We start from the raw sequence: 14,636 nt of genomic DNA, 5'->3' as shown, positions 1-14,636 counted from the left end.
AAAGATCTTATGGCTATCAATAAAAATCATGAGTTTGAGGAACTGAATGGCATCAAATGCGCCATAGTGGAAAAGAATGCTTCTAAAGAAAGGCTGGCATTTCTTAAGCCATTGCTCGAGTTCAATAAGTATGAAGTGGTTGCCATTCCAACGCCGGTAAAGGCAGCACCAGTAGCGGCTACTCCCGCCCCTGCAGCAGCACCAGCTCCTGCAACAGCAACAACAGAAGCAGCTCCTTCAGCAGAAGCAGCAACACAAGCTCCCGCGGCAGAAGCACCAATTGCTCCGCCACCGCCGCCGCCATCAGCACCGGAAACCTATACCATTGGCGTTACCAATGTAATGTTCAACCCTATCAATGCCATTTTCGGGCGACTGCTAAAAACCCCCGATGGACATATCGTTACCCTCGCCTACTGGCAGCAGAAAGAGGCCGTATCAAATGATGAGATCCCTTATTACGACAAAGCATAGTTGCTCACTAACCCCCGTTCAATAAGAAAAGAGGCTGTCTGGTTAGACAGCCTCTTTGGTTCAGGGCCTTAGGGGAATCATAGGGAAGTAAGTGTACGAAGGCGATCCCACTTTTCCTTCTTGGCTTCATCAGCCTGCTTAAGGAATGATTCGGCCAGTACAGGGTCTTTGGCCCTGATCATCTGGAAGCGGTTCTCATGGTACATGAATTCAGCTAATTCCATCGTTGGCTCTTTTGAATCAATTACAAATCGTTGTCCCTTTGGCTTGGAAGGATTATAGTGGAAGAGCGGCCAGTAGCCAGACTTAACTGCATTCTCCTGCTCTTCAGCACCATGTCCCATATCAATTCCATGTGCAATGCAATGTGCATAGGCAATGATCATGGATGGTCCGGGGAAAGCCTCGGCCTCCAGTATGGTCCGGATGGTATGGCTATCATTGGCTCCCATCGCAATTTGTGCTACATAGGCAGTGCCATGGGCAATGGCCTGCAGGGCAAGGTCTTTTTTACCGGTACTCTTACCATTCACCGAGAACTTGGCACTGGCACCGATGGGTGTTGACTTGGATTTTTGTCCGCCGGTATTGGAATAAACTTCTGTATCCATCACGAGGATATTTACATTCTCGCCAGTGGAGAGTACATGATCAAGTCCGCCGTATCCAATATCATAAGCCCATCCATCCCCACCAATGATCCACATTGATTTTGCTGCGAGGAAATCGGCCAGGTGCATCAGGTTTTTGGAAGCAAATGTTGGATTGGCAGAAAGCACCTGCTTAAGTTCTTTTATACGTTCAAGTTTGGCTTTAATATCGGCTTCCGTAATTTCCGGTGCATTCACCAGTTCATCCACCAGGTCTTCACCGATCTCTTCCTTCATCTGGTGCAGCAGTGAAACGGCATTATCACGTTTACGGTCATTCGCCATTTTAATACCCAGACCAAATTCGGCATTGTCTTCAAAGAGGGAGTTGGCCCATGCTGGTCCGCGGCCCGCCTTATTCATGGTCCACGGTGTTGTTGGAAGGTTGCCACCAAAAATAGAAGAGCATCCAGTAGCGTTGGCAACAATCATTCTTTCGCCGAACAATTGTGTGAGCAGTTTGAGATAAGGTGTTTCACCACAGCCACTGCAGGCGCCTGAGAATTCAAACAGCGGCTGGAAGAACTGAGATCCCTTTACTGTATTGCGGTTCACCCTTTCGCGGGCAACTTCAGGGATGGTGAGGAAGTATTCCCAGTTTTGGATTTCTGCTTCCTGTATTCCACCTTTCTCATAAAGGTTTACTGCTTTATGGTGTTCGTCGGTTTTGCTGGTGATAGGACACACAGCAACACAGAGATTACATCCTGTACAATCTTCGGTAGAAACCTGGAGGGTATAGGCCTCTGTTGTTTTATCCCACTCCTTACCTACCGGGTCCATATGTTTGAAAGTGGATGGCGCGGATTCCAGTAATGTCTTATCATAGATCTTGGCGCGAATAGCAGCATGTGGACAGATCATCACACATTTATTACACTGGGTGCATAAAGATGTATCCCAAACCGGAACAGCATCTGCGATATTTCTTTTTTCCCACTGCGTGGTACCGGAAGGAAATGTACCATCAACCGGGAAGGCACTTACAGGCAGGTCGTCGCCATTACCGGCAATGATCTTACTCAATACATCTTTCACGAAATCGGGTGCTGCATCGGGCATCATGCCTTCTAGCGGAACATTACCAATTTCAAATCCGCTATAATCGATCTCGAATAAATTGGCCAGGGTCTTATCAACGGCTTCATAATTCTTCTGAACTACTGCCTCACCCTTTTTCCAGTAAGATTCATAGATGGCTTCCTTGATCTTGGCGATGGCTTCTTCGCGGGGAAGGATATTACTGATGGCGAAGAAACAGGTTTGGAGGATGGTGTTAATACGTGATCCCATACCGGCTTCACGGGCAACAGCATGCGCATTGATAGCGTAGAATTTCAGTTCCTTTTCTACTATCTCTTCCTGGATCTTGCGGGGTAGTTTTTCCCAGAGTTCTTCTTTATCATAAGGAGCATTCAGCAGGAAGGTAGCGCCTTTCTCTGCATCCTTCAGGATATCGTAGCGGGTGAGATAATTGAAATGATGGCAGGCAATGAAATTGGCTGAATTGATTAGGTAGGCACTCTGGATGGGATGTTTACCAAAGCGCAGATGCGATACCGTTAGAGAGCCGGATTTTTTAGAATCATAGACAAAATATCCCTGTATATAATTATCTGTTTTGGTTCCGATGATCTTGATAGAGTTCTTATTGGCGCTTACTGTACCATCGGCGCCCAGTCCAAAGAACAGTCCCCTGAACAGGTGTTGCGCATCAAGGGAGAATTGCTTGTCATACTCGAGGTTGAGGTGGGTAACATCATCGTCGATACCAATGGTGAAATGTTTTTTAGGAGACTCTTTCTGCAGCTCGCTGAAGATGGATTTAACCATGGCGGGCGTAAATTCTTTAGAAGAGAGACCGTACCTGCCGCCGATGACGCGGGGATTGAAATCAGAAGCTTCGGCATTCAGGGCGTTCACCACATCCATATAGAGTGCTTCACCAATTCCATTGGATTCTTTGCTGCGATCAAGCACGGCTATAGAAGAAACCGTTTTTGGAATAACGGAAAGGAAATCTTTGATAGAGAATGGACGGAACAATCTGATGATCAATACGCCGGTTTTTTCACCACGGCTGTTAAGATAATCGACCGTTTCCTTCACTGTTCCTGATCCGGAGCCCATGATAATGATCAGCCTGTCGGCTGCTTCATGGCCATAATATTCAAAAAGCTGGTAGCGCCTGCCGGTGAGGGTGAAGAGCAGGTCCATTTTTTCTTTAACGATCTCGGGTACACGATTATGGAAGGTGTTGGCTGCTTCCCTGTTCTGGAAATAGACATCGGGGTTTTGAGCAGTACCGCGGATAGATGGATTATCGGGAGAGAGGGCGCGACTTCGATGGGCATTCACAGCGTCAATATCTATCATCGCTTCAATGCTTTCATCGGGAATAACTTCCAGTTCTCCGAGTTCATGGGAGGTACGGAAGCCATCAAAAATATTCATGAAAGGGATCCTTGCATTGAGGGTGGCTGATTGGGATATCATGGCCATATCCATTACTTCCTGGGGAGTATTGCCGAATAGCATGGCAAAGCCAACTGAGCGAACGGCCATTACATCAGAATGGTCGCCGAAGATGGAAAGCGCATGGGTTGCCAGTGTTCGGGCAGCAATATGAAAGACGGCGGGCGTGAGTTCACCGGCTATCTTATACATATTAGGGATCATGAGCAATAGGCCCTGTGAGGCAGTGAATGTGGTGGCAAGGGTTCCACCTTGCAGTGCACCGTGAACAGCGCCAGCAGCGCCCGCTTCGCTTTGCATCTCCATTACGCGGGGAACCTGTCCAAATACGTTTTTCATGCCTTTGGCACTCCATTCATCGGCCCACTCGCCCATGGTGGAAGAGGGTGTGATGGGATAGATGGCACAAACTTCATTTGTTTTATAGGCTATATAGGCCGCGGCTTCATTTCCATCCATAATGGAAAGTCCCTTTTTCTTACCATTGGTAAATGTTGCCGGAGCCGGAATTGCAGCTGTTTGCATGTCTTTCTGGTTTGAATTATTCTGAACCGGAAAGCTAGCCAACTCCGGAACCGTAAAGCATGACCTGGATCAGTTCCAGGGCTGTTATTTGACGGTTCGGGTAATGATAATTATAAGGTCAGGGAGGCCCAGGCCAGGTTAGCCATGGGCAAAACGAGGCTGGTTATTACCAAACACGGTGCTTATTGCCCTGTTTAATATCAGCAGGAGATCATCGTAGGTATTAGGCTTCACGAGGAAGTCGACCGCGCCGGAGTTAATACTTTCCTGCATATCGCGCTCAGCGCTTGAAGTACTAAGGATGAAAAAGGGGATATTCCGGAGCTGCGCCATTTTTTTACTCATTTTCAGCGCGCCCAGTCCATTCAGCTTCGGCATATTGAGATCGGCGATAATGATTCCAGGGAGTTCCTCTGCGGGCCTGTTGGAGAGCCCTTCCATCAGTGCGGTACCGTCAGTAAAAAAGCAGAGATCAAAGCTCTGATCAATGTCTTTGAGTACTTCCATGATCAGGAACCTGTCATCTTCGTCATCATCGGCCACAAATATTCTTAGAGGTTTCATCCGGAGCTTTTAGTTGAAAATTTAGTGGTACAAATATCGTAGATACGCTTCTACATTGTTAAACAAAAGCTTTGCCATATTCTGAATTCACCCACTAATATACAAATAGTACCCCAATAATTTTTACACATCTGGTGGTATGCTCTTTGGATAAGGATTTAAAAAGCAGCAAATGAAAAAAGCCATATTCCTGGCCCTTCCCGCCATGCTTATGATGGGTGTGTTTACCCTGACCGGCTGCGGCGAAAGGGCTGACAAGAAAGTTGAGGTGAACAGTGGGCTGAGTGCCCAGGATTCACTGAACGCAGCAAAATATGCCCAACCTGCATCAGACTATCCCCAGCGTAATACATTATCTAAGACCGGCACCGGGCCTGATTCTTTACATACAGTTACGGATTCATCCTCCAAATCGGTGGACAGTGTCAGGAAACCCAGGAATTAAATTCTCAATTTTTACCTCATGGAAGCACAATACATTTATGAATCAAACGGCCTTACACTACTGGAGGCCCGTGTCCTTTTTCGTTTGGCCAGCCGGCGCTTACTGGATGTGAACAACTGGCATAAGGTATATGGTGAACCCTCTACCCGTTTTTCCTTACTTACCAAAGATGGAGATCCGGTGGAAGGGCCCGCCGCCAGTGGCAACTATTTCAACCTGCCAGTATCGCAAAAGGGAAGTATGGAAAGTAATAATACTCTCTATGCAGAGTTTGAGAGTATCAGAAGGTCGGTTGATAAACTTACCGATGAAGAATCTATTTCTATTAAGGTGAGGGCTACTCCGAAACCAGGCAATGCTTATAAACTTCAGATGACACCTCCATCTGCTAATTTTATACTACACCGGAAGGGTACTGTAATCAGTGCATTTTTGGTGGCGTTCACTGATTTCACCAAAATGCATTGGAAGAACCTGACAGTCGGGTTGATGAACCATGTCTCAATAAGCTGAGTTGGTTAATTATACCTGGAGGGCGTATAATTTAATTTCGGCCGACTTGCCCTTCAACTCAACATTCCCCAGGAATTTTACCTGGAAATCTTTCAGATCACTGAGTTTCAGGAAGTCTTCTGAGAGAAGGAACTTTTCATTGAAATCATTGCAGGCCGATCTGATGCGGGCAGCAGTATTCATGGTATCGCCACTCATAGCAAGGTCTTTCTTGACCAATCCGATTTCGCCAATCGTTACCATACCGGTATGAATACCACATCGGAATTCGGGATTGATCCCATATTCACGACGGTAATGGTCTCCATCCTTCTGTACCAATCTTCTGGCTTCTACAAGCGAGCGGATACATCTCTTTACATTTTTGGGATTGGTTGTCCAGGATACAACGATCTCATCTCCTACATACTGGTAAATGATGCCCCGGTTTTCAACTAATGCAGTGGAGAGGTCAAGGATAAAATCGCGTATAAAATGGAAATAAGCCTCGTGTCCCAGCTTTTCTGCTATGGGGGTTGAATCTTTAAGGTCGATGAACATAACGATCCTATTCTCCTGCTGTGGTGTGCGATACCTTCCTGTCAGGATCCGGAAGAAGGTGCCGGGAGCATATTTTTCATACACTTCATACATCACCAGCGTTCCAAAATAAACGATAAGCCAGAACACGAGTTTAATGATGAACCAGTTGGTTCGGAACATGATCATAACTGCTGCAGGAACCGCATTAAAAAGATTCTCCTGGTCGTTGTACATGAGGTGGATGGTTCCGATAAGCAGGCAGTAGATCAGTACAAATCCGAGAATGAGTAAGCTGCGGTATATAAAACGAACGAAGAATCCTTTAGAGAAATAAATATTACGAAGCTTATACACCATCAAATATGCTGTTGCAAAACTCAGGAAGAAAACCACTACTGTTCGCCATAACAGAAGGCCCGGGTCAACAAGATGTGGAGCAATTTTTGGGATAAAAATATCATCAAAGGTCATCACCAAAAACAACATATCAACAAGGGTCCAGAAGCAAGCCGTTATCAATACAAGCCTGAAACGGTAACGCTGCAGGTTGTCTCTGAACAATTTGAATATATCAGGCAAGGGTTTGGCTTTCTTTTAGGTAGTTATATATGGCGGTCTGGGAATTAGTATCAGCGACCGGTGTCGGGTAAAAAACATTACTATTCAACTCATCAATTTCAACAGCCCGGTAATTGTCGGCCCACTGGATACTAAAATAGTCAATTAGCTGTTTACGGCAATCGCGGTCAGAAATCTTCGCGCATACCTCTACCCGCTTGTGCAGGTTGCGGTACATCCAGTCGGCAGAGCCCATGTAAACAACAGCTTCCTCATCAGTACCAAAAATAAAGATGCGGGAATGTTCAAGGTATCTTCCAACAATCCTTTTTACTTTGATACGATCCTGCAGAGCGGGTTGCCCCGGCACCAGGCAGCATATACCTCTAACAATCAATTGAACCTCTACGCCTGCCGCGGCAGCTTTATAAAGTTTCGCGATCATATCTCTTTCTTCCAGTGAATTGACCTTAATGCGTATGAGGGCTTTCCGGCCTTCTTTTGCTTTTTGAATTTCTTTGCTGATCAATTCATCAAATGCATCAACCATATTAAATCCAGCCACCAGAAGTTCTTTAAAAGCGGGCTTTTCTACACCGGGTTTGTGTTTACCTGCCAGGTATCCAAAGAGCTTGTGTAACTCATCCCCTATTTCTTTTTTAGAAGTAAGCAACACATGATCGGTGTAAAATCTTGCTGTTATTTCATTGAAATTACCGGTGCTGATCAGGCAATAATCTTTGTTACCGGTTGGTGTTCTCATCCGGATGAGCGCTGTTTTGGAATGTACTTTAATAGCAGCGGTACTATATACAATCTTAACGCCGGCCTTTTTTAGTTTTTTGCTCCACGAAATATTATTCTCTTCATCAAATCTTGCTTTAAGTTCAACTACGGCAGTAACCTTCTTGCCATTTTGTGCGGCACTGATCAATGCATTGGCGATATGTGAGTTGGCTGCAATGCGGTATATGGTCAGATAAATTTCCGTGGTATCCGGATGAATGGCGGCCTGGTTAAATAAAGCGAGTACAGGATTATAGCTCTGGTAAGGAAGATGCAGAAGGATATCTTTCTGACGGATCGCATCAAAAATATTTCCGCATTCCCAGTTGGCACCTGACCTTAGGGGTGGCTGTGAAACTGCATTAAGTCTCTTTCCAAAATCGGGAAGATCTATGAGGTGCTTAAGACTATGATACCTCCCACCGGGGAACATCTCTTCTTTTTTCAGGCCGAAAGTATGTCGTAATTCTTTGCGGATATCTTCCGGCATCGCTGCTTCATAAAGAAGTCTTGATGGCATTCCGGTTTTACGCTTACTGATCGTTTCCTCCAGTTTTTTAAGCAGGTTGCCGGTGAATTCATCTTCCAGTTCGAGGTCTGCATTCCTTGAAAGTTTAAAACTATAGGCGCCCGCAGCGATATAGCCGGGGAAGAGACAATAAAGATTTTCCCGGATCACATCATCAATGAAAGCGATATGGTCCTTACCATTCAGTTCTGGCAATTCAATAAAACGGCTCCCATCTTTAAAGGGGATATTGACAACGGCAAGATGACCTGAACCATCCTGTTCACTTTTTAAATCGATGATCAGGTAGATCTGGTCATTTTCCGGAACGAACCGACTCACATCTCCCTTATACAAAAAAACCGGACGCAGAAATGAAAGTATTCCCGCGTAAAATTTCTCCTTAATGAATTCTATATGTTCCGGAGCAAATGATTCTTTGTAATAGAGATGAATACCATTTTCCTCCAACTCAGGCAATATCTGTTCCTGTAATATCCTGCCATAGTTTTCGAGCTGACCATTAATTTTCTCATACATGGTATGTTGGTTCAGCTGAAGTGTATCGGGCAGTTTCCGCGCTGCCATTATAACGGGGTAGCGCACACTAAAGAATTCATCCAGGTTGGAAGAATATATGGAAAGAAATTTTATGCGTTCATATAGGGGAAGATCTCTATTGGTGGCTTCGCTGAGCACCCTTTCATTAAATCCAAGCCAGCTTTCGTCTCTGCTGAAATATTTCATTTTATGTAGTTCTTATAGGGGGAATTGTGGCGTGTTGGCGGATGCATCGCCTGCCTGTTGTTTCCATAATATTGCTATGATAAAGGCAATGACCGAAACGATGATACCAATCATGAATACATTATAGGCAAGGCGGATCAGGCGATATTTTCTTCCCAGTATCACACCCAGGTAATAAATATCATCAACCACAGAGCCGTAGATATAATTGGGATCTTTCATCATTACGCTCATGGCCCATTTGTAATCTTCATGAGAGGAGCGGTAGAAGTTTCCAAAGAAGAGCAGGTTGGTCTTCTTGGAAAGAACATCTTCTTTTATGATAGCACCCTGCGACATTTTGGGTCGGGTACTAAGAATGGCTACAATAATAGTAACGACTGAGGAGGCAAGGAATATCAGGGTTGGAATGGTTAAGTGGGGGTCCACTTCCAGCCTGCGGAGCAAGACCGATAGAATGATGGAAATGATGATGGCATTCACGGAGATCAGGATATTAGCCTTACCATCGGCCATGGCACTAAGTTCCATATGGTTCTCAGAAGTAAGGCGTAACATGGTCTGTATTCCCTTGTTAATAAAGGATAGGGAAGTTTTATCATTATCGCCCGATTTCGCCTGTTCCTTACCCGGTACAAAAGAGAACTTTGCCTTCTTGCCGCTTTTATCGGTTACTGCTATCTGTTGTTCGTCAGTCTCAACTTTCTGATCATTACCTGAAAACTTGTTGATATTATCTTTAAGGCCTGCAGAGAGTTTTTCCTGGCAATATTTTGTAAAATAAAAATGATCTTTCAGGAATTTTGATGTTGTTTTTTTCCAGCCCTTGGCTTCATAACCATGGGTCTTTCGCATCTCCCGTTTGAGATTGGTATTGTTTTCAAAAAACTTGTTAGTTGCAAGTTCATACATATCGGCATCACACAATATTTCCTGTACCAGGTTTGTTGGATGACGGGGAATCTTGGTAGCAAGGATGCAATCGGCAATTCCATCCACCATTTCCTGTAAGGCTTCTTCAGCAGCAATGTAGTCTGTGAAGAAATTGCGCATCAGTTCAACGCTTTTCTCTTCATGAAATTCAGGTTTTGTGAGAAGGTAACCGGTATCATGAAACCATGCGGCGCAAAGAAGGATGCAGTGGTCTTTTTCTTCCAGGTTATAATGTGCCGACATTTCATCACAATAACCGGCAACGCTGGCTGCATGCTCAAGATCGTGGTAATATAATGCGCGGTCTTTATGGGTTTCGTACAGATTGGTAACATATTTCTGTACATTTTCAATGATCAGGTCGTATTTCATATTAAAATGTAAAGTTAAGTTTGGTTCCCAGTGACATATTGATCATCCTGTCTTCTTTTGAGAAGCCCAGCAATGCACTCACCATCATCATGTCAAAGGGAAGGAAATAAAAACCACCACCATAAGAAGGATGCCAACGTCTGGATTCTTCTCCCTCATACCATACCCGGCCAATTTCGGCGAATCCAATGGCGCCCACTGTTCCGGGAAGGATATAAGATTTCAGATTGAACAACCGAAGCCTCATTTCCATTCCCGTGTTCATATAAGAGCCACCGGCAAACCTGTTCTTCCGGAAACCACGAAGGTAGTTGTTAGCACCCAGCGACATTGCCTGAAAGAATTCATAGTCTTTTGAAAGGATCTTTCCACCACCTACCCGGAACACACCAACCACTCTTGGTTTTCTTTGTACACTGGTATAAAGGGTTAGATCAGATTTCAGGGCCGTATAGTTCTTTGAATGAGAACTCATTCCCAACTGGCTGGTAAACTCTGTAGCCCAATCTACCCCCCTTGTGGGGAAGAAATCATTATTCAGATTATTGATCAGCAATCGCAGGGTTGCACCCGCATATGCCTTATTATTATGTAAACGTATGCTGTCTAATCCAACAGCAGCGGGATGTTCCAGTATCTTTCCCTCATTGTCATTCTGGTTGATCCAATAATGGTTGAAAGTGGGGCCTGCCAATACCTGTAATAAATTTCCGAAATATTTCTTACGAAGAAATACATTTCCGGTAACCATATTGTAACGGGTGCGGTAATAACGAATATTTTTGTCCTGGTCGTATTTAGTGTTATTTCCTAATCCAAAGAAATTATTCAGCGTTGGATGAACATAATCTCCTTCCACTACGATATCTGTATTTTTTAAGGCGTCTATGAAACTACCTCTGTAATTCATCTGGTAAGCACCGTTTGACACGGCATAGAGAAACCTGAATTTCTGGTCATACTTGTAAGGCTCTTTCCGGAAACCATGTTTCTGTAACCAAAGTCCCGTGCCTATCATAAAGCCATCCTCATTGTTAAACCCGAGCTGGATACGTGGATACTTTGAAATGGGATACTTAAATTCCACAGCTTTAAAAGCATTTACTTCAGGGTTATCTGAGAGACGAAGTTTTACGTTACCGTCATCGAGCACACGGTTTCCTTCGGGTTTGAAATCATAGATGAACACGCGCGATCTGCCTTTGATATCAAATGAATCCACGCCTTTGCCACCAATCAGTCTAAAGGAGATATTACTTTTAACCTCCGGATCAACAATAAAGATATCATCTCCGTTAAAACCATAGATCCTTACATCTTTTGTGATTTTGGGGTCAAAGGTGCGGGTAAACGTTGTGTAAATGGTATCGCCATCTTCTTTAGTATGGTAAACATTCACTTTTATTTTTTCATCCGCTTCTTCGATGTGAATGGTCTCCTTAAGGTTTGTGCCAAGAACATTCACATAGGAAGCCAGGAAATCGTAATAATCAAGTGCTTCTTTATTGAGAATATCACGTCTGCTTTTCAGGGTTTCCTTCATAATATCACCACCAAAGGCAACTACTTCTTCCGGCATCTTATTCACTGCAGAATCAAGCACCGCATCGGTAACTTGTTTTTGTACATACTGGCTTATGCTATCCCATTGTTCGCGGTCGAGCTGGTTGAGGAAGATGCGATCAAAATCGCGGGCAGAAAATGCCAGGTATTCTTCTTTCGGCATTTTCTTAATAAAGCCTTTCAGGAAAGGCATCCTGTTACGGGCCAGGTACCAGGGTAATACACCATCAGATTTGAACATGGCAATATCCCGATCGCGGGGAATAGGACGATAAACATCATCATTTGTCTTAACCCATTTCCACTGGTCAAAATGGCGGTCCCAATCTGCGATCAGCATATCGAGCAATCTCGCTTTCAGGGTTGTTGGCTGATCGATACTGTTCTGTGGTTCTTCAATAATTTTGGTGATCACTTTCGCTGTACTCTTGTCATCATCAATTTTATCCAGCGGATTCGTTTTTTCGAGGAAAGCGATCTTATCTCCCATCACTCCGCTATATTGGCCGAGATAGGATGTTTTAGGAATATAATATAACTGAGGATTGGCAACTGTTACACCAATTGCCTGGGCAATGGGAGGAACAACAAGAGGGGCATAGGGATGGGAGGCAGAGATCATGTCCTGCACGATATCTTCTCCAAATGTACCTCTCAGGTTAGGTGGAATGGCCTTACCCGGATCTTTGTCGATAGTCCGGAGTTTGTATTCAACACCATTCTTATCAGTAAGATTCAGGCTCTTGGTTTGTTTACCACCACCCATGCTTTCCACATCAAAACCGCGGGGGTCCTGCCGCACATTGAAAACTTTCATTTTAACCGGTGTACCCCACTCCTTCCGGTAGTTGGTACCCAGCATCCAGCGCTGCATCGGTTTTGGATCATTATACAATTCACTCGCAATTACCAACACAGAATCAGGACCATCATAATAAACAACTTTTGCTGTACCGCTATCGGTTTCTGGTTTATTCTCAACTGTGAAATTCAGGAGGGCACCTTTATGCGCCATATGAATGGAATCGGGTTCCACTTCATAGAAATTAGAATATACATTCTTATTTCTGGCCACTTCCAGAACAGCAAAGCCAAGCTTTGAGGATGTAAAGGTTGAATATTTTGAATTGGAGACACGGGTAGTTTTGCAACCGGCACCGCTAACGATATAGTAATGGGCGGTATCTTTTATTTCCTGGAGATTGTGTTCATGACCATGTACAAATATAACATTGGGATGTTTTTTCATAACTCCTTCAATGCTATTGATCATTCCATCATACTCAGGATGTTTCATATCCTGTGGTGTGCCGAAAACACTGCGGGCTATCGGGTATACAGAACCGAGTATGGGTAATGGAATATATAACTTCTTATTAAGATCGGTAAAGGGAAAAAGGTGTTGCTTCCAGGTAAAAAATCCACCATGAATACCATTACTTCGGAAAGGATGGTGTGCAGCAAAAATGATCAGCTTCTCACCATTCTTGTCAACAATATCCTGAAGTTCATTTAATACATCTTCACGGGTCTTAGTTGGACAATCAGATTCGATAGTAGGTTTGGAATTGGTATGTATCCACCACTGGCTGTCAAATAATACCATCATCACATCTTTATTCAGATCAACTGTAACAGGCCCCGGACAACCATCTTCAGGTTGGAAATGTATTTTAGGATCATTGAGGGAGCGCACATACTGTTGCTCACGAACTACTGCATTCCAGCCATTAGGGCTTCCATTGTTCCAGTCGTGGTTGCCTGGAATCATATAAACCGTTGCGCCACTATTCTTTGCAATGAGTAATTGCGAATCGAGCTGAACCTTCGCTTCCATATAGGTAAGCATTTGTTCATCAGGCAGACCATCTTTATATAAGTTATCACCGAGATATAATACGGTGGTGTTGCTATCAAGTTTGATATTCTTCTTTACAGCGTCTACTACCGGCTGCCTGCCATTTACCAAGGCACCAGCATCTCCTATCAGGACGATCCTGGTTGTTATGCTATCTGTTTGAGCGAACAGTGATAAATGGAAAAAAAGTGCAGTTAAAATGATTAAATACTTCCTCATGGTTTTGCATTATAAGAATAGAAAAGAACATTGCCTGTTCCTATATCAGCCGATTCATTGGAGATGAAGAGATCTCCTTCCTTACTGAAACTAATTCCTTCTGGTTGTTTATAATGTTGTTCATTTACTTCATATGCTTTTAATGGAGTGCCGGATCTTTCAGCTACAACAATCATTTTATTAATGGCCGATACAATAAAAAGTTCGCCCGTTTTAGGATGTAATGCCGCTGCGCTTGGCTTAAATTTCATCTTTTTTTTACCTACCATGCCGGCTATTGATTTTACATCAATCATAAAACCCTCTGCATATACCTTGTTGGCGGGATCAAATTTAATTGCAGTAAGGGCCGATTTTTTATCAGATTCACAATCCTTACAGATGAGGTATAAATTCTTATCGGATGAATCATAATAAAGGATCTCATATTCGCCTTTATACGTTTCGGGTATCTGTGATTTTGTGACTGACAATGAATCATAAGAAGCAAAGCGAATAGTTAGGATACTACCATCACTAACCAGCACATAAAAGGTACTGTCTACCAGTACCACATCTTCATAATCGCCGGGAGGACCAAACTTCCACATACCGGAAGAATCGGGTTGATTGAGTCGTACTTTATGAAGAAAGCCGAATTCATCATTGATGGCAAAAAGAGAAGTGTCCTTGTCGTAAAATGCGATTCCGGACACTTCTGAGAGTGATAAAGGGAGATTGATCAACAAGGGGTTTTCCAGATTATATCCATTGATACTATGCATAACACGACCATTCCCGGGCTTTTCCTTTTTTCCTTTTTCATCTTTTACAGGCTCACAGGAAAATAGTAAAAGGCTTAACATTAAGGATATAAGTCCTATTATATAGTTCAATGGATTAATATGGTTGGATGAAAATTTCATGATCCAAAAAAATGGCCTT

The 14,636-nt window shown here is 43.7% G+C and carries 10 protein-coding genes; 3 read left to right on the top strand and 7 right to left on the bottom strand.

Features of this window, described 5'->3' with window-relative positions:
• Nucleotides 1–9 precede the first annotated feature (9 nt).
• Nucleotides 10–474, top strand: a complete 465-nt coding sequence (locus V6M43_RS10470) for a hypothetical protein (protein WP_332735002.1) — start codon at nucleotides 10–12, stop codon at nucleotides 472–474.
• A gap of 77 nt (nucleotides 475–551) precedes the next feature.
• Here the strand turns inward: V6M43_RS10470 and nifJ are convergent, their stop codons facing one another.
• On the bottom strand, nucleotides 552–4,124 hold the full coding sequence (gene nifJ / locus V6M43_RS10465; RefSeq protein WP_332735000.1) for a pyruvate:ferredoxin (flavodoxin) oxidoreductase: 3,573 nt from the start codon (nucleotides 4,122–4,124) through the stop codon (nucleotides 552–554).
• A 138-nt stretch (nucleotides 4,125–4,262) separates the two neighbouring features.
• Nucleotides 4,263–4,688, bottom strand: coding sequence for a response regulator (locus V6M43_RS10460; protein ID WP_332734998.1), 426 nt, complete (start codon nucleotides 4,686–4,688; stop codon nucleotides 4,263–4,265).
• A gap of 172 nt (nucleotides 4,689–4,860) precedes the next feature.
• Here V6M43_RS10460 and V6M43_RS10455 point away from each other — a divergent pair, with 172 nt between their 5' ends.
• Both V6M43_RS10455 and V6M43_RS10450 read left to right on the top strand, forming a co-directional pair.
• The gene (locus V6M43_RS10455; RefSeq protein WP_332734996.1) at nucleotides 4,861–5,133 is read left to right on the top strand and encodes a hypothetical protein; all 273 of its coding nucleotides are present in this window, start codon (nucleotides 4,861–4,863) and stop codon (nucleotides 5,131–5,133) included.
• 18 nt (nucleotides 5,134–5,151) lie between these two features.
• Nucleotides 5,152–5,646 carry a hypothetical protein gene (locus V6M43_RS10450; RefSeq protein ID WP_332734994.1) on the top strand — a complete coding sequence of 165 codons (495 nt, stop codon included), beginning with the start codon at nucleotides 5,152–5,154 and terminating at the stop codon, nucleotides 5,644–5,646.
• Nucleotides 5,647–5,655: 9 nt separating this feature from the next.
• On the opposite strand, the gene V6M43_RS10445 is transcribed toward V6M43_RS10450, so the two are convergent.
• Genes V6M43_RS10445 through V6M43_RS10425 form a run of 5 tightly spaced genes read right to left on the bottom strand, consistent with a single transcriptional unit; the run spans nucleotide 5,656 to nucleotide 14,617 of the window.
• The gene (locus V6M43_RS10445; protein WP_332734992.1) at nucleotides 5,656–6,747 is read right to left on the bottom strand and encodes an adenylate/guanylate cyclase domain-containing protein; all 1,092 of its coding nucleotides are present in this window, start codon (nucleotides 6,745–6,747) and stop codon (nucleotides 5,656–5,658) included.
• Complete coding sequence (ppk1, locus tag V6M43_RS10440; RefSeq protein WP_332734990.1) at nucleotides 6,740–8,767, bottom strand: polyphosphate kinase 1; 2,028 nt, start codon at nucleotides 8,765–8,767, stop codon at nucleotides 6,740–6,742. The genes V6M43_RS10445 and ppk1 overlap by 8 nt, the downstream gene beginning before the upstream one ends.
• A gap of 12 nt (nucleotides 8,768–8,779) precedes the next feature.
• On the bottom strand, nucleotides 8,780–10,072 hold the full coding sequence (locus V6M43_RS10435; protein ID WP_332734988.1) for a Pycsar system effector family protein: 1,293 nt from the start codon (nucleotides 10,070–10,072) through the stop codon (nucleotides 8,780–8,782).
• 1 nt (nucleotide 10,073) lies between these two features.
• Nucleotides 10,074–13,712 (bottom strand): BamA/TamA family outer membrane protein, encoded by a 3,639-nt coding sequence (locus V6M43_RS10430; protein ID WP_332734986.1) that lies wholly within the window; start codon nucleotides 13,710–13,712, stop codon nucleotides 10,074–10,076.
• Nucleotides 13,709–14,617 (bottom strand): hypothetical protein, encoded by a 909-nt coding sequence (locus V6M43_RS10425; RefSeq protein WP_332734985.1) that lies wholly within the window; start codon nucleotides 14,615–14,617, stop codon nucleotides 13,709–13,711. The genes V6M43_RS10430 and V6M43_RS10425 overlap by 4 nt, the downstream gene beginning before the upstream one ends.
• Nucleotides 14,618–14,636 lie beyond the last annotated feature (19 nt).

The sequence above is a fragment of the Flavihumibacter sp. genome (assembly GCF_036676075.1).
Classification (GTDB): Bacteria; Bacteroidota; Bacteroidia; order Chitinophagales; family Chitinophagaceae; genus Flavihumibacter.
Note: the sequence above shows the minus strand (reverse complement) of the source record. Positions and strands in the feature narration are given on the sequence as shown.